The organism is Paenibacillus sp. FSL H8-0332, assembly GCF_037963835.1.
Lineage (GTDB): Bacteria > Bacillota > Bacilli > Paenibacillales > Paenibacillaceae > Paenibacillus_AQ > Paenibacillus_AQ rhizoplanae.
The window spans coordinates 3,749,986-3,766,680 of record NZ_CP150145.1 but is presented as its reverse complement, the minus strand read 5'-3'; the positions used below and the strand labels follow the sequence as shown (position 1 = coordinate 3,766,680).

The following is a 16,695-nucleotide window of genomic DNA, read 5'->3' as shown; positions in this document are numbered from 1 at the left end:
TAATGGTAGTCGGAGATGCTTCAATCGAAATCGACACATTGGTAATTGGTGCAGGTCCCGGCGGGTATGTGGCGGCAATTCGTGCCGCCCAGCTCGGCCAGAAGGTCATCATTGTAGATAAATCGGAACTCGGCGGCGTGTGCTTGAACCGCGGCTGTATTCCTTCCAAAGCCCTGATCTCGGCAGCTCATCAATTCGAGGCTGCCCAGCACGGGGAAGTATTCGGGGTTACTGCCGAGAACGTTAAGGTAGACTGGTCCAAGACTCAGGCCTTCAAGAACGGCGTAGTCAAGAAAATGACTTCCGGCGTTACCAGCCTGATGAAGGGCAACAAGATCGAAGTATTCAACGGAGAAGCTATGTTCATTAGCACAAACGAAGCCCGTTTGTTCAATGATCATGAATCCCCACGCTACAAGTTCAACAACTGCATTATCGCAACGGGCTCCCGTCCGATTGAACTGAAGCCATTCCCGTTCGGCGGACGCATCCTGTCCTCCACGGAAGCGCTGGATCTGCCTGAAATCCCTAAGAGCATGATCGTTATCGGCGGCGGCTACATTGGTGCAGAGCTGGGTCAGATGTACTCCAAATTCGGCACCAAGGTTACAATCATCGAAGGTCTGGATACTGTTCTGCCTGGCTTCGACAAAGACATGACCCGTCTGGTGGCCAAGAATATGGCTAAGACCGGCATTGAAATTGTAACCAACGCCAAAGCGGAATCTGCAGTTCAGAACGACAAGGAAGTTACTGTGAAGTACTCCGTAGGCGGAGAGTCCAAAGAAGTAACTGCTGAGTACCTGCTGGTAACTGTCGGCCGTCGTCCTAACACTGACGGCGAACTGGGCCTGGATCTGATCGGCGTTGAGCTGGACGACCGTGGTCTGGTGAAGGTAGACCATCAGGGACGGACTAACATTCCTAATATTTTTGCAATCGGCGATATCGTTCCGGGTCTTGCCCTGGCACACAAAGCTTCTTACGAAGGTAAGATTGCTGCGGAAGCCATTTCCGGACATAAATCGGTTGTGGATTACAAGGTAATGCCGGCTGTAGTATTCACAGATCCTGAATGCTCGAGCGTAGGCCTGACCGAGAAGGAAGCGAAGGATAAGGGCTATGCGGTGAAAGCCGGCAAGTTCCCGTTCGCAGGCAACGGCCGTGCCGTGTCTCTGAATGCTCCTGAAGGCTTCATCAAGATTGTAGCGAAGAGCGACAACAATCAGGTGCTTGGCGCGCAAATCGTCGGTATCGAAGCTTCCAACCTGATCGCTGAGCTGGGTCTGGCGATTGAAATGGGCGCAACGCTTGAGGATATCGCACTGACTATCCATGCGCATCCAACCCTTGGCGAGATCGTCATGGAAGCGGCTGAGCTGGTAGAAGGCCACCCGATCCACGTAATGAAATAATAACCGCTTAAGCTTATGCGGGTTGAATTCAAGAGGATGTTTCCGAAGCCATGCAGATGGTCAGGGAACATCCTTTTTTGAAAATATAAGAAATTATATGTTTCACATGATAACTTATCCTTCTATTTCTCGCTGAAACGGTACCGTCCTTTAAAAGGACGGCAAAGACGTTTCCACTTGCTGATGAAGAAAGTCTCTGTCATGAACGTTCGGAAATAGCTGGCAGTCAGCCCAATTCAGGCAGAGAAATGTATGTTTTTTTGTGTTTTTTTATCGTTAGGGAAGTTACAACGACCGTCAGCTCATGGTAAACTGGTAGAAGAAAAAGAGAGTGGGGTGCGATACTGCTTGCGTAATTACTTGGATTTATTGCAGGATATTCTGGATAACGGTACAGCCAAGGGTGACCGGACCGGTACAGGTACAGTGTCCGTCTTCGGGCGTCAGCTCCGCTTCGATCTGTCGAAGGGCTTCCCGCTGATGACCACCAAGCGCATCCATCTGAAGTCGGTGGTGCATGAACTGTTATGGTTCCTCAAAGGGGATACCAACACTTCGTATTTGAAGGAGAATGGCGTCTCGATTTGGGACGAATGGGCTGATGAGAACGGGGAGCTGGGACCGGTGTACGGTTCGCAGTGGCGGGCCTGGGAGAGCAAGGACGGGCAGCATATTGATCAGATTGCGAATGTGATTGAGGCAATTAAGCATAATCCCGATTCACGCCGTCATATCGTCAGTGCATGGAATGTAGGCGAGATTGAGCAGATGAAGCTTCCGCCCTGCCATTTCGTGTTTCAGTTCTATGTAGCGGACGGCAAGCTGTCCTGTATGCTTACCATGCGTTCGGTAGACACCTTCCTGGGGCTTCCCTTTAACATTGCCAGCTACGCGCTGCTTACCCATATGGTTGCCCAGCAGACGGGGCTTGCGGTCGGAGAATTCATCTGGTCAGGCGGAGATGTGCACATATATACAAATCATATGGAGCAAGTAGCCACCCAGCTCGCGCGCGAGCCATATGCGTTGCCGGAGCTTAAGATTCGCAGAGTACCTGACAGCATTTTTGATTATACCTATGAGGATTTCGAGTTTGTCGACTATGTCCATCATCCGGGGATCAAGGCACCGGTTGCTATATGAGCATTACCATGATTTGGGCGATGGCCGCGAATGGCGTAATTGGTAAAAATAATGATATGCCCTGGCATTTGCCGCTGGATTTCGCTTATTTCAAAGCAGAGACTCTCGGCAAGCGGATGCTAATGGGCCGCAAAACCTGGGAGTCGCTGGGCAGCAAGCCGCTGAAGGGCCGTACCAGCCTGATTCTGACCCGTGACCGGGACTTCGCGCCCGAAGGGGCTGAGGTTGTGTATTCGCTGGAAGAAGCGCTGACAGAGGGGCGTAAGGAGGATGAGCTGATGGTGATCGGTGGAGCCGAGATCTACAGCCTGATGCTGCCCTATGCCGACAAGCTGCGTGTTACACGGATAGAAGCGGAGATTGAAGGCGATACGCGGTTCCCTGAGGTAGACTGGAGCCAGTGGAAGGAAGTCTCCAATACATCGGGACTCAAGAATGAGCAGAATCCGTATTATTACCGTTTTTTCGTTTACGAACGCAAGGAGTGACAATGAAGCGTTTTCTCTGACACCAGATGTGAAATAGTACAAATAATCAACAGATTAGTCCATTACAGTGCGAAAGTATTGAATGCTAATATAATTAAAATTAGAAATGGTGTACTATACATCAACACGAAGAGAACGGATGGGGGAAACGTATATATGTCTACACCTACTGGATTTATGGAGTATAAGCGCCAGCTCCCAGGGGACCGCGATCCCGAGCAGCGCGTGAAGGACTGGGAAGAATTCCACGAGCATCTGACCGAGGACGAGCTTCGGACTCAGGGTGCCCGTTGTATGGATTGCGGCACACCGTATTGCCACACCGGCATGGATATGAGCGGCGGTACTTCAGGCTGTCCCGTGCATAACCTGATCCCGGAGTGGAACAACCTGGTCTACCGTGGCTTGTGGAAGGAAGCGCTGGAGCGCCTGCACAAGACGAATAACTTCCCTGAATTCACCGGCAGCATCTGTCCTGCACCCTGCGAGGGCTCCTGTACCGTCGGTCTGATTGGACAGCCTGTTACGATTAAGACAATTGAGCTGGCCATTGTGGACAAGGGCTTTGAAGAGGGCTGGGTAGTCCCGAGTCCGCCGGAGAAGCGTACAGGCAAACGGATCGCTATTGTCGGCTCCGGACCGGCAGGCCTGGCCGCTGCCGCCCAGCTCAACAAAGCAGGTCATTCGGTAACGGTCTTTGAGCGCAGTGACCGGGTTGGCGGCCTTCTGATGTACGGTATTCCTACGATGAAGCTGGACAAACGTGTCGTACAGCGCCGCGTTGATCTGCTGGCTGCAGAAGGTATCGAATTCGTGGTGAATACGGAAATTGGCACAGACATTCCGGCGCAGCAGCTGGTTGATGAATATGATGCCGTTGTTCTCTGCGGCGGTGCTACCAAGGCAAGACGCTTCAACGTGGAGGGCAATGACCTCAAAGGGGTTATGTATGCCATGGATTACCTGAACGGCACGATCAAGAGCTATCTGAATTCTAATCTGGAGGATGGCAATTACGTATCCGCCGCAGGCAAGGACGTAATCGTACTGGGCGGGGGCGACACCGGCTCCGACTGTGTAGCGACTTCCCTGCGGCATGGCTGCAACAGCATCACCCAGTTCGGCACCCATGACAAAGCGCCGCTTACGCGTGATCCGATTGCTAACCCTTGGCCGCAGTTCCCGAATGTCTACACCCTGGATTATGCCCAGCAGGAAGCCAAGGCGGTCTTCGGTGAAGACCCGCGTGAATTCTCTATCATGACGACGAAGTTCGTCGGCGATGAAGAAGGCAACCTCAAGGAGCTGCACACAGTGCAGATCCGCCGGACAGTAGACGAGACGGGACGGAAGATCTACCAGCCGGTTCCGGGAACCGAGGCTGTCTATCCAGCCCAGCTGGCGCTGATTGCGATTGGCTTCGACGGACCGGAGCAGGATATCATTGAGCAGCTTAAGCTGGATACGGACCGCCGCACTAATGTGAAGGCCCGTTATGGCAAATTCAATACGAATGTGGATAAAGTATTCGCAGCCGGAGATATGCGCCGCGGACAGAGTCTGGTCGTCTGGGCCATCAACGAGGGCCGCGAAGCAGCGCGTGAAGTGGATAAATACCTGATGGGCTCGACTGTACTTGCTTAACTGAATATACACCAAAAAGCCGTCCTTCAGCATTGCTGAGGGACGGCTTTTTGTCATGCGACTAAGAGAATGAACGGCATACACCGCTCTTAAAATCACCGGGTTAGTCTTCCAGCTTGAAACGTTCAATCTTAAGCTGCAGATCGCCCGCCATTTTGGACAGCTCCATCGAGGAGGCAGAGATCTCTTCCATGGAAGCGAGCTGTTCCTCTGTAGCTGCCGTTACACTCTGGAAGGCGTCTGAGGTGGACCGGGAGATGCTGGAGATTTCGTGTACGGAAGCGGCAACCTCCTGCGCTCCCGCAGACATCTGCTCGGTGATAGCTGAGATGTCATGCAGTTGGCTGTTGATTGTGGCCGTAGACTGTTCAATGCTGATGAACGATTCCTTGGCTTCGGCGGTAACCCGAATACCCAGCTCCACATCTGCTGAAACGGTATGCCGGATCGCTTCATAGGTCTGGTCGATCAATCGGGTCATCTGCTGGAGGGTATCTTGAATATCCCCGGCAGTATTCTTCGATTGATCGGCCAGCTTCCGTACCTCTGCCGCCACGACGGCGAAGCCCCGGCCCTGCTCTCCGGCCCGGGCCGCTTCAATGCCGGCGTTCAGCGACAGGAGATTCGTCTGTACAGCGATCGTAGTAATTGCACTGCTCATCGCAGATACCTCATCGTTAAGGCCGTTTAATTGCCCGATCAGCTGCGAAGAGTGGTGAGTAGAGGTCCGGATGGCATCCATTTGCTGGCTGACCTGTTCCATCTTCCGGCTGCCGCTGCGCACATCTGCTTCAGTGTTCGCGGAAGAATCGACGATGGAGGCGGCGGCTTCGGCGATCTTTTGAATACCGGAGGACATTTCCTCCATCGCGCGCGAGGTTTCTGCCATGGCTGAGGTCTGTGTCTGTGCACCTTCGGAGGATTCCTGCACCAGTTCTGCCACGTAAGCGGTGGCTCTGGAGTTCTCTTCCGTTGTGGCATTCAATTGCTGGCTGGAGGCTGCCAATTGTCCAGAGGTGCCCGAAATATCCGAGACGATGCCGCGCAGGGAGCCTACCATCAGGTTGTAATTCTGTGCCAGCTGACCGATTTCATCGGCCCGGTTGATCTGAATCCGCTCATTCAGATAGCCTTCGCTTACCCGCTGTGCAGAACGGTTCAGACTGCGGATCGGCTTCGTGATGGAGCGGACAATCAGGTACATCAGGGTTAGGGCGACCAGCAGGGCAATGCCCAGAACCATAAGTCCTGTATAGATAATGGGCTGTGAGGCATCTGAGAATTCTTGGGTAGGCAGGATGCCGACAATTTTGAACCCGGTATTCGGATCGGTTGTATAGTAACCCTGCATCTCCTTCTCCGTGTCCGGATTGGTATAGTGCAGGTCCCCGCTGTCGTTAACCAGCATTTTCACTATAAAATCTGCTACATCTTCACCTGCAGCTTTGCCGGGATAAGAGACGAATTTATGATTACGGTCCACAATGTAGAAGTAGCCGGTTTCACCTGGATGGGTGGTATGGATTCTTTCACTCATTGCCTTGAGATTGAGGCTTGTGGTCACAGCTCCTTTGCCATCCTCCAGCGAATGGGAGATGAACAACGTATAGTTGCCGGTTGTTGCTGAGACAAAAGGATCAATGATTGTAGTGCTACCGGCATTCTGCATGGACGCCTTATACCAGTCCCGTGTACGCGGATCATAATCCTGTTTGCCGGGGTCCGGGGCCTTCATCCAGGCACCTTGCTCGTTGCCCACCGTAAGAATCTCAAGCTCGGGATGTGCCTTCATGAACTGATCGATGAGTGTGCGTGTTGCGGGAGTCTTACCATCGACCTCGGAAGATTGGATCTGGCGGCTGAGCAAATCTACATTCCGCATAGCAGCGGATACATATTCTTGGATGGTCCCGGCGACCAGATCGACACTGGAATGTGTGGCTTTTTGCATTTTGGTTTCCAATTCCTGTTTAGCACTGGAATAAGAAAAATAACTGACCAGGAGGATCGGGATCACCAGCATAATGGTGAACAGCATCATCATTTTTCGTTGCAGCGATCGTGATCTTAGCTTGTGTTGGATGAAGCGGTTGACTGACTTGAACATTGGAATGGTTCCCCCTCTGGTACATGGAAATCGGCTGGTAGCATCGGTAGCCGTTTCTCTCTGAATGACTCTACTCATATATTCGGTTTATCGACACATTCTTTTCATATCTTAAGGATTTGGTATAAATTATTTAATTGCATTCACAATCCATACATCGCTGGCTTGACGCGGCCTGGAATATCGTATAGATTAAGTACCAACATTTATAACGTAACAGCGTTGACCAAGGACCTGGTATCCGTAAGCGCCGGAAGCAGAGAGGGGATTCACCGGCTGAAAGATCCCCCGAGTGCGTAAGACTCCAACCCTGCCTTGGAAGCTGCAGCTTATGCTGAAGATGGGCATAATTCTGCCGGACCCGGCCGTTATCCGGATTGAGGACCGCAGGCTTGGATAGTCTTGGGGTTGAAACAGGGTGGTAACACGGCACATTCGTCCCTGACGGATGCGCCTTTTTTGCGTTCTCATTAACGCAGCGAAATAATCTGGACCCTTACACACTTATCAACGAAAGAGGCTGATCTGTATGCGTCAAACCAATCTATTAGTTACCACTCTGCGCGAAGCTCCTGCCGAAGCAGAGACAAGGAGCCACCAGCTGCTGCTGCGTGCCGGATATATCCGGCAGGTGGCTGCCGGGGTATACACCTATTTGCCGCTCGGACGGCGGGTGCTGCGCAGGATGGAGCAGATCGTGCGCCAGGAAATGGAGTCAGCCGGTGCGCAGGAGGTGCTTATGCCATCCTTACAGCCAGCAGAGCTCTGGAGAGAATCGGAACGTTATGAGGTGTACGGCAAAGAGCTGATGAAGCTCCGGGACCGTCACGACCGTGAGTTCGTGCTGGGTCCGACCCATGAGGAAGTGGTTACAGCGCTAATGCGTGGAGAGATCAGCTCTTACCGGCGGCTCCCGGTCACTGTCTATCAGATCCAGACAAAGTTCCGGGATGAACGTCGTCCGCGCTCGGGGCTTCTGCGGGGCAGAGAGTTCCTGATGAAGGATGCCTATTCATTTGATACGGATTGGGATGGCCTGGATCAGGCTTATCAGGTGATGTACAGCGTTTATGAGCGGATCTTTGACCGCTGCGGCCTGAAGTACCGGGCGGTGCAGGCGAATGCCGGGGCGATTGGCGGGAAAGGCCAGAATCATGAATTCATGGCACTGTCAGAGATAGGCGAGGATACGATAGCTGTGTGCTCCTTGTGCGGATATGCCGCGAATCTGGAGCAGGCGGAAGTGCAGAGCGGGGCCGCACCGCATAGACCAGATTTTGCCGGGCGGCCTGCCCCTGAGCGATTCCATACGCCTGCCCAGAAGACCATTCAGCAGCTGGAGCAGGAGAGTCAGCTCAGACCGCAGGATATCATCAAGACATTAATCTACACGGGCGGAGGCAAGACATTTGCCGTGCTGGTCCGTGGAGATCATGAGGTGAATGAGCTGAAGGTGCAAAAGTACCTCGGCTGCGGTGACATTACGTTGGCTGATTATGAGCATGTGCAGGAGGCTGCCGGAACCGGAAGCGGTTATGTCGGTCCTGCCGGATTGTCCGTGCCTATCCTGGTGGATGCTGCTGTTGCAGCCATGACTGAAGCGGTCACAGGGGCGGGGGCAGAGGATTACCATCTGCGCGGAGTGGTGCCTGGCCGGGACTTCCCGCTGACGCAGGTAGGGGATTTCCGCAATGCAGTTACCGGCGACAGCTGTCCGCAGTGCGGCGAAGGGGAGCTGGATTTCCATCAGGGCATCGAGGTAGGGCATGTTTTTAAGCTGGGCACGGTCTACAGTGAGAAGCTGGGGGCAGGCTACCTGGATGCAGACGGCCGCACCCAGCCTATGGTAATGGGCTGCTACGGCATCGGAATCTCCCGCTTGCTGGCCGCAGTGGCTGAACAGAACAACGATGACCAAGGGCTGATCTGGCCGCAGGGTCTGGCTCCATTCACGGTTCATATTCTGCTGATGTCGGTCAAAGATACAGCGCAGCGTGAGCTGGCCGAGGCTCTGTATGCACGGCTGACCGCCTTGGGCATCGATATCCTGCTGGACGACCGTGATGAGCGGGCCGGGGTCAAATTCAAGGATGCCGGGCTGATCGGTATACCGGTTGCGCTGGTGGTCGGCAAGCTGGCCGCAGAGCAGAGGATTGAATATATGGACCGCAGAACGGGTAACAAGGAAGTAATCGATATTGGGGAGGCCGTCCTGCGCGTAAGCAGTCTGAAGTCCGCGCCAGATACTGCTTTTGCTTGAATTGAAGCTCTGATAAAATAGGGGAATACCGCATGAATTGCCGCCTTGGAGAGGAGGGGAAAGTATGTTTGGACGCTTGAGACACAGGCTTGACAATGCCAGACAGATGCAGAAAATGCGTAAGGAGTATCCTGAGGAAATCCGCCGCCAATTGGAAGAGCGGGCCAAGGAACAGCAAGTCCCGGTTGAACCTGTTCCCGTAAAGTCCGGGCCGTGGATTATCTTCTTCCGGTGTATTTTGTATATTCTGACCCTGTTAATCGTGTTGATTACCTTCATCGGGGGGCCGCAGAGTAATGCACCCGTCTTCACCATACTTTCCTTTGGTTTGCTGCTGGCTGTTCTGTATCTGATAGCGGGGCTTGCCCAGCCTGCAATCGTATTTTTCCGCAAGCACTGGTCCAGGGGAGATATGCTTGAGCTGTTCAGCCTGATCATCGGGGCGCTGCTCATTCTGATGGCGATATTTCGCCCTTAAGCGGCAGGCCTCAATAATGAGCAGCGGATTTTGGGGTCCAGGAATGGTATAATAGACTACTGGACAACTTTTGTAATGAACCGAGGGTAAGGAGCGATTATTGTTGAAGACACTCATTATTGCGGAGAAACCGGACATGGGGCGGAATATCGCCGCCGCAATAGAACCGAAGGCCAAAAACTACCGTTCCTATCTGGAAGGGGAGCAGTACATCATCACCTGGGCGATTGGGCATCTGATTGGCCTGGCAGAGCCCGAAGCCTACGACAATAAATATAAAAAATGGAACATTAATGATCTGCCGATCATCCCCGAGGAGTTCAAGCTGCTGCCTAACGCACGCACCATGGATCAGCTGAAGGTGATCGGGGAGCTGGCGAAGCGCAGCGATCTGCTGGTGAACTCCTGCGATGCCGGGCGTGAGGGCCAGCATATTTTCTCGCTGATCCAGCGCTACCTGGAGCTGAACCAGCCGGTGAAGCGGCTGTGGATCTCCGATCTGACGCCGGAGACGATCCGCAAGGGCTTCCAGGAGCTGAAGGACGGGTTGGAATACGAGAATCTGACCAAAGCAGCCCGGGCACGCAGCGAGGCGGACTGGCTGATCGGGATGAACGGCTCGCGCGCTTTTACCACCAAGCATAATGTGCTGCTCTCTGTAGGCCGGGTACAGACACCGGTGCTGGCGCTGATCTATGACCGTCAGAAGACCATTGAAGCGTTCTCCTCGCTGAAGTTCTTTGAGGTGGAAGGGCATTTCACCCAGAATGAGCTGACTTATAAGGGAATGTGGCAGGGCGATCGGTTAACGGATGGTGCGAAGGCAGAGGCGCTTGCAGCCAAGGTCAAAGGCAAGCCCGCCCGGATTGTTCTCTATGAGGTCAAAGAGACCAAGGAATATCCGAATAAGCTGTACGATCTGACGCTGCTGCAGCGTGAGGCGAACGGGAAATATGCCTTTTCCGCCAAAAAAACACTGGATATCGCGCAGGCGCTGTATGAGAAGCACAAAGTGATCTCTTACCCGCGTACCAACTCCAACTATGTCACGGAACAGAATATTCCTGAAATGCACAAGACGCTGTCGGCCCTTCGGGGCACGCAGTATGACGATTGGGTAAAGGGTGCGAACTCCAACCTGGTTCATAAAGGCAACAAGTTTATCTGTAATCCGTCCAAGGTGGAGGACCACCATGCGATTCTGCCGACGAACCGTAGAGCGAACGGTCTAAGCGTGGATGAGGCTAAGCTCTATGATCTGATCGTCCGCCGCTTCCTCTCCCAGTTCTATCCGGCTGCGGAATACAAGGTGCATACGGTGATCACCGAAGTCGAAGCCGAGAAGTTCAAGACTACGGTCAAGGAGCTGCTCAGCCTCGGCTGGAAGGTGATCTACGCAGACCAGAAGAAGGACAAGTCCAAACCGGCCAAGGGCAAAGGCAAGGAGGACGAGGAGGAAGAGGAGCTTGAGGTGAACGAGCCGTTCTCGGTTCAAGCGGAGGGTGAAGTGATCTGCAGCGATGCGATTGTGAAGGAGAAGGATACCCAGCCGCCGAAGCATTACACCGAAGGAACATTGCTGAAGGCGATGGAGAGCGCGGGCAAGCAGATTGAGGACGAAGAGCTGCGCGATGCCATGAAGGATTCAGGGCTAGGCACACCGGCGACCCGGGCTGCTACAATTGAACGGCTGAAGAATGTCGGCTATGTAGAGATGCAGGGGAAAAAGATCGCCATCACCCAAAAGGGGCGGACGGCGGTTGAGCTGATCCGCGGGGCAGGTGTGGAGCTGCTGACCTCCCCGGAAATGACAGGGCAGTGGGAGCGCCGCTTGAATGAAATTGCCCGCGGCACCGCAGCGGACGGACAATTTATGGAGAACGTCAAGCGGTTCGCTTCGATGATTGTGGACAAGGTCCGCGTGCAGTCGCGCGCCGCTAAGACCTCCTTCGAAGGGGATACGCCCTCGCTGAACAGCGGCGGCAAGGGCCGCAGCCCGGCTGCTTCGCCTCGCAAGACCGCCGAGTCCAAGGCGGCTGAGCGCAAGCCGGCAGCGGTCAAACCGCGCAGCGCGGCGTCTGCGGCTGCCGGGAAGAGCGGAGATACCGGGCCGAAGGTTATCGGCTCCTGCCCGCGTCCCGGCTGCGGCGGCATGATCTTCATGGGCCGCAAGGGCTACGGCTGCTCCCATTATAAGGAGGGCTGCGCCTTCGTGATCTGGAAGGAGAATCACGGACGCACGCTCACCGACACCCAGGTGAAGGCCCTGATTGAGAAGGGCCGAACCGGGAAGCTGAAGCTGACCGGTGAGGACGGCGCGCCGCTTGAAGGCAAGCTGGTGCTGAAGAATATGGATACCGGCCAGCTGGCCGTGGAATAATTCATTCATACAAGAACGCCCCGGCCATCTTTTCCCGGCCGGGGCGTTCTTTTAATAGTCTTTTAATACAATAGTAATTACTTAGCTTCACTTAAAGCCGCTTCAATGGCGGCACTTAAGCCTTCATAAGAGGAATCCGGCAGCAGGACGCTGTTCACCATGAACTTTGGTGTGCCGTTGACGCCGTAGGCTCCGGCGATTTTGAAGTCCTCTTTGACATCGTACATATACGTATGGTTCTTCAGATCCTGCTCGAACCGCTTTTGGTCAATCCCTGCAATATTGTCCTTCACGAACCCCAGGATGAACTTCTGGGTTGCCCAGATCTGGCTCTCATCGCCCTGGCTCTCGTAGAGCTTGTGGAGATACTCCCAGAACTTCTCGTTATTCTGCTGATAAATAGCTTCCCCGGCACTGGCGGCCAGGTAAGAATCCCGGTCAATGAAGGCAAAGTTCATGAAGTAGAACTGGACTTTCCCGCTGTCAACGTAGTCCTTGATGAACGTATCCAGGTAGGAGGCGGTCCAATTTTTGCAGGCAGGGCATTTGAAATCGGCGAATTCGATCACCTTTACTTTGGCGGCTTCGCTGCCCAGATGCGGCTGCTTCTCGTATTTCAGCCCGTCCACCACGATCTTGCCCTTCACATCGGTGTAGTTGGGGAGATTATCGAGCGCCTCAGTACCGGATGACTTGCTCTGTGTAAGGAAGAAAGCAAGAAGGGCGATCAGCAGCACAGCAATCACAGCAAGCAGCATAGGGAGCAGACGCCCGTGATTCGGGGTATTCCTGGAACGGTTAGCTTTGTTATTCATGGCCAGCCTCCTGCGCGGTGTGAAAATCTACTCAAATAGTATAATCATACCGGCGGCAGGCTGCCTATGCCATTTGTAACAATCGCCTGATCCAGATGAAGCCGTCCATCAGCCGTGATGCTCCCGCAGCGCAGCGGTGCGGATCACCGGAGGGACTTCGTGAATGGCAGAGATGGTCATGACGGACTGCTGCATCTCCCGCTCCAGCTCAATTAGATTGTAGAGCCACTCCGTCGGCTGCTTCAGATAGATGCTGTTGATCCCGGCAGTCAGCGCGGGCAGTACATCCGTACGCAGGGAGTTGCCGATCATCCAGGTGGTTTTGCGGTCGAACGGGTAGGTGGTCAGGATATTCTCAAGCGCCTCCACATTCTTGTGCTGGCGGATATAGATGCGGTCATCGAAATAGGCGTCCAGCTTCATTTGGGCGATTTTGCGCTGCTGGATGGTGTCGTCGCCGCCGGTATATAGGTAGAGGGAATGGCCGTCCTGCTTGAGAGTATCCAGCGTCTCTACCATGCCGGGATAAGCTTCCACCTCCTGGTCGTACACGCTCATTCCCAGCTTCATCAGCTGGCGTTCCTCGAAGGCAACCGGTTTGCGGTTATATTTGCTGCAGAAATAACGGTAGGTGGCAATCAGCGATTTCGGAAAATTGTCGCTGGCCAGGCCGCTTGTGCTGACGGTCTCGACATCGATCTCCACCTGCTTGCTGCGCAGTTCGCCGATCGTAGGCTGGTAATCGCTGAACCAGTCAGACATCAGCTGGAAATACTGTCCAAGAATGAGATCAAAATACTTATTGCAATGCACCAGGGTATCGTCGAGATCAAAGATCACTTGTTGGGTCAAATACTTCATGAGGTTCACTCCTAAGTTGGTCTGTTAGATACGAATGTAGGACTCCAGAAACATCTGGAGCTCCGAGGCCCCGTCAGGGCGTATGCTGTAGCGTTCGGTGCCTTCACCGCGCAGATGGACCCGCAGAAGTCCGGCGACTCTTAGACTAAGCAGATGATGCATCAGTATCTCCCGGGACAGGCTCAGCTCGGACTGCATCTCCCACAGCGTCTTCGGTTCGTTCGCTACGAAGCGCAGCAGTCTCAGCCGGGTAGGATCAGAGAGAGCCTGTGTTAAACGAAGCAGCACGGTGGGTGGCTCCTCCTCATTGTCTGAAGGAACATCTACCGGGTATTGCACCAGCATCAGGTTCTTGAAGAAGCAATATGTGTTAATCGGCCGGTTATGCACCGTAGGCAGCAGGACAATTGTTTTTAGCCCGGGAATGTCCTCGATGACAATCCCGCCGGAAGCATATTCGATCAGCGGGACCATGTCCATTTTGCTCTCCAGCATTTTTTTCTCAGAGGCGTCTTCAATAAGGAGCGGGAGCAGGGTATGCTCCACATGGCGGAAATAATGCTCATACCATATACGCAAAAGCGGCATGTACCCTTTCTTGATCCGCGCGCATTCCTCGGCAGTGAAGTTATGGAAGAACGGCTCGGTGCGCCGGAGGCAATCCTCCAGAGATGAGCTCTCCAGCTCCGCCAGGAACTGCAGCACCTTGGAAGCCTCGCCCCGGCTGTAGGCCCAGGCGTAGAGTACATCATAATCTTCGAACGGCCACTCGGCGGCCTGCTTCAGTGCAGCCAGCTGCGCGGGTGTGAAGCGGCCGTCCACATCCCTGATCCAGTCGGTGCCGATGTCCAGATTAGAGGTCCATTTCTTAGTCACATATAACATGAAACTGTCCAGCAGTTCGTATACGGGGGAAACATCAATTTTGAGTTCATAGTTCATTTAAGCCGGGTCACCTCCAGAAAATCAGTCACTTCTATATATTATCTCTTGTTTTGAAGAAGGTTGTCCACTATAATGTTCGGTGTTTGCCGCATAGACACAAGGTTCCAGTCATCACAGAATTACATAGGAGGATTTATTCGTGCCCACTTCCACACCGATGCCGCTTGCGCAGAGCGGTAGAATGAATTATTTGATTTTGATTGCTGTGATTATTCTGGCCGGATTGAGTCAGGGGATGCTGCTGCCGGTCTTATCCATTCTGCTGGAGCAAAAAGGCGTTTCGTCCTCGCTGAACGGACTTAACGCAGCTGCCCTGTATGTAGGATCGTTCGCCATGACCCTGATTGCAGAGCGGGTGCTTGGCGCCATCGGCTTCAAGAAGCTGATCGCGTCCGGCCTCGCGCTGGTGCTGGTATCGCTGCTGCTGTTCCCGCTGCTTACAGGTGTGAAGGTCTGGTTCGTGCTCCGCCTGCTTGTCGGGATTGGCGATTCAGCGGTCAACTATGCAGCGCAGCTCTGGGTGCTGCTCATGACACCGGCGGAGCACCGTGGACGGAACCTGTCCCTCTATGGGATGTCCTACGGCCTGGGCTTCAGCCTGGGGCCGCTGGGCATCAGTCTGCTGCGGTTCGGGCAGCCGGCACCGTTCCTGATTACAGCCTTGCTGTTCGTGATCGTGCTGCTGATTGTGGGCTTCAAGCTGAAGGACTCCCGGCCGGAGGCTATGGATCATAGTGAAGGACAGGCGAGCAGGTTCGGCCGGAGCTACCGGCTTGCTTGGTATGCGCTGATCCCGGCGCTGCTATACGGTTACATGGAGGCCAGCCTGAACAGCAGCTTCCCGGTATACGGGCTGCGTATCGGCTTCAGCGCAGACCAGATTGCCGCCTTGCTGCCGTTTGCGGGCATCGGGGGCCTGCTGCTCCAGCTGCCGCTCGGGATATGGAGCGACCGGCACGGCCGTAAGGCCATCCTGATTGCTGCCGGGACAGGGGGAGGCTTGGCCTTCACGCTCCTTCCGCTGGCAGGTGACCATTTCCTGCTGACCCTGGTGCTGCTGATGGTGGCAGGGGGACTAGTCGGCTCCTTTTTCTCGCTAGGGTTAAGCTATGCCGCCGATATCCTTCCGCGTAAGCTGCTTCCGGCTGCCAACGTAGTCGCTTCCTTCCATTATAGTCTGGGAAGTATAGCGGGGCCGGGCATCGGCGGGCTGCTGCTGCAATTCGGCTGGGGCGGCAGCGTGTTTGCCGTGATGGGCGGCCTGTATATCGTATTTGGACTGGCAGGGTTATTATTCTCGCCACGGAAGACGATATGAGGTAGAATAAGAACGAATGCTCGCATGGAATTTGATCCCGCTTTCAGAGTACACTATAGAGTAGAGTCGAAGACAGGAGAGGCTGACCTATGATTACAGTTGAACATTTGGCCAAAGCGGTCGGGGAAGATAAAACACCGGTGCTTCAGGATATCGGATTTCAATTAGAACCGGGAGAATTTGTAGCGCTGCTGGGAGCCAGCGGCAGCGGGAAGTCAACGCTGCTGCGCTGCCTGGCCCTGCATGAGAAGTGGGACAGAGGGAATTTCAGGGTAGATGGGCAGGATATTATGAAGAGCCCCTTCGCCGGCAAACGCAAGATCCGGCGGGAATGGGCCTATCTGGAGCAGAACGCGGAGCTGAATCCGAACCGTACTGCACTGAAGAATGTGCTGATCGGACAGGCCTCCCAGACGCCGCTGTGGCGGATGGCTACAGGCATGGTCCGTTCAGATGATTATATGGGGGCGATGGACCAGCTCGATCTGCTGGGTCTGCTGGACAAGGCCAAGCTGAAGTCCGGCCAGCTCAGCGGCGGCGAACGGCAGCGTGTGGCGATTGCCCGGGCATTGGTCCACGGTGCCAAGGTCATCCTGGCGGATGAGCCGGTGACAGGCCTTGACCCCAAGACAGCGGAGAATGTGCTGGAGACCCTCCGCAATCTGTGCAAGGAGACAGGACTTACCGTGCTTACGGTGCTGCCGATCGAGCTGGCTGAGCGTTATGCCAGCCGTCTGTGGGTGCTGGAGGACGGAAGAATCAAGCATGATGTCAAAGGACGCCGGCTGACTTCACAGGAGCGGCTGCATTTGTGAAGTAAGGCCAGGCGTTCAGTAAGGAG

General features: G+C 54.3%; 13 protein-coding genes. 9 read left to right on the top strand and 4 right to left on the bottom strand.

Going from position 1 to position 16,695, the window contains the following annotated elements:
- Positions 1-2: 2 nt before the first annotated feature.
- The 4 genes from lpdA to NST43_RS16200 all read left to right on the top strand — a co-directional run bounded on the left by lpdA (position 3) and on the right by NST43_RS16200 (position 4,690).
- Entirely contained in the window at positions 3-1,415 is a 1,413-nt protein-coding gene (lpdA, locus tag NST43_RS16215) for a dihydrolipoyl dehydrogenase (RefSeq protein ID WP_209989780.1), read from the top strand.
- A gap of 348 nt (positions 1,416-1,763) precedes the next feature.
- A complete protein-coding gene (locus NST43_RS16210) occupies positions 1,764-2,558 on the top strand; it encodes a thymidylate synthase (protein ID WP_339225301.1) in 795 nt (264 codons plus the stop codon).
- Positions 2,555-3,046 carry a dihydrofolate reductase gene (locus NST43_RS16205; protein WP_339225299.1) on the top strand — a complete coding sequence of 164 codons (492 nt, stop codon included), beginning with the start codon at positions 2,555-2,557 and terminating at the stop codon, positions 3,044-3,046. Before NST43_RS16210 ends, NST43_RS16205 begins: the two co-directional genes overlap by 4 nt.
- Before the next feature lie 156 nt (positions 3,047-3,202).
- Positions 3,203-4,690 carry a glutamate synthase subunit beta gene (locus NST43_RS16200; RefSeq protein ID WP_209989788.1) on the top strand — a complete coding sequence of 496 codons (1,488 nt, stop codon included), beginning with the start codon at positions 3,203-3,205 and terminating at the stop codon, positions 4,688-4,690.
- A gap of 103 nt (positions 4,691-4,793) precedes the next feature.
- On the opposite strand, the gene NST43_RS16195 is transcribed toward NST43_RS16200, so the two are convergent.
- Positions 4,794-6,797, bottom strand: a complete 2,004-nt coding sequence (locus NST43_RS16195; protein ID WP_339225297.1) for a methyl-accepting chemotaxis protein — start codon at positions 6,795-6,797, stop codon at positions 4,794-4,796.
- 529 nt (positions 6,798-7,326) lie between these two features.
- Between NST43_RS16195 and NST43_RS16190 the strand changes: the two genes are divergently transcribed.
- From NST43_RS16190 to NST43_RS16180, 3 genes are all read left to right on the top strand, one after another.
- Complete coding sequence (locus NST43_RS16190) at positions 7,327-9,057, top strand: proline--tRNA ligase (RefSeq protein WP_339225296.1); 1,731 nt, start codon at positions 7,327-7,329, stop codon at positions 9,055-9,057.
- 64 nt (positions 9,058-9,121) lie between these two features.
- Positions 9,122-9,535 (top strand): hypothetical protein, encoded by a 414-nt coding sequence (locus tag NST43_RS16185; RefSeq protein WP_339225295.1) that lies wholly within the window; start codon positions 9,122-9,124, stop codon positions 9,533-9,535.
- Positions 9,536-9,638: 103 nt separating this feature from the next.
- Positions 9,639-11,915, top strand: a complete 2,277-nt coding sequence (locus tag NST43_RS16180; protein ID WP_339225294.1) for a DNA topoisomerase 3 — start codon at positions 9,639-9,641, stop codon at positions 11,913-11,915.
- Positions 11,916-11,992: 77 nt separating this feature from the next.
- On the opposite strand, the gene NST43_RS16175 is transcribed toward NST43_RS16180, so the two are convergent.
- The 3 genes from NST43_RS16175 to NST43_RS16165 all read right to left on the bottom strand — a co-directional run bounded on the left by NST43_RS16175 (position 11,993) and on the right by NST43_RS16165 (position 14,533).
- A complete protein-coding gene (locus NST43_RS16175; protein ID WP_339225293.1) occupies positions 11,993-12,730 on the bottom strand; it encodes a thioredoxin domain-containing protein in 738 nt (245 codons plus the stop codon).
- A gap of 108 nt (positions 12,731-12,838) precedes the next feature.
- A complete protein-coding gene (locus tag NST43_RS16170) occupies positions 12,839-13,591 on the bottom strand; it encodes an HAD family hydrolase (protein WP_339225292.1) in 753 nt (250 codons plus the stop codon).
- 24 nt (positions 13,592-13,615) lie between these two features.
- Entirely contained in the window at positions 13,616-14,533 is a 918-nt protein-coding gene (locus NST43_RS16165) for an ArsR family transcriptional regulator (RefSeq protein ID WP_339225291.1), read from the bottom strand.
- A gap of 160 nt (positions 14,534-14,693) precedes the next feature.
- Between NST43_RS16165 and NST43_RS16160 the strand changes: the two genes are divergently transcribed.
- Both NST43_RS16160 and NST43_RS16155 read left to right on the top strand, forming a co-directional pair.
- Positions 14,694-15,854: an MFS transporter gene (locus NST43_RS16160; RefSeq protein ID WP_339225439.1), complete on the top strand. Its 1,161-nt coding sequence runs from the start codon at positions 14,694-14,696 to the stop codon at positions 15,852-15,854.
- An 89-nt stretch (positions 15,855-15,943) separates the two neighbouring features.
- Positions 15,944-16,669: an ATP-binding cassette domain-containing protein gene (locus NST43_RS16155; RefSeq protein WP_209989806.1), complete on the top strand. Its 726-nt coding sequence runs from the start codon at positions 15,944-15,946 to the stop codon at positions 16,667-16,669.
- Positions 16,670-16,695: the final 26 nt, after the last annotated feature.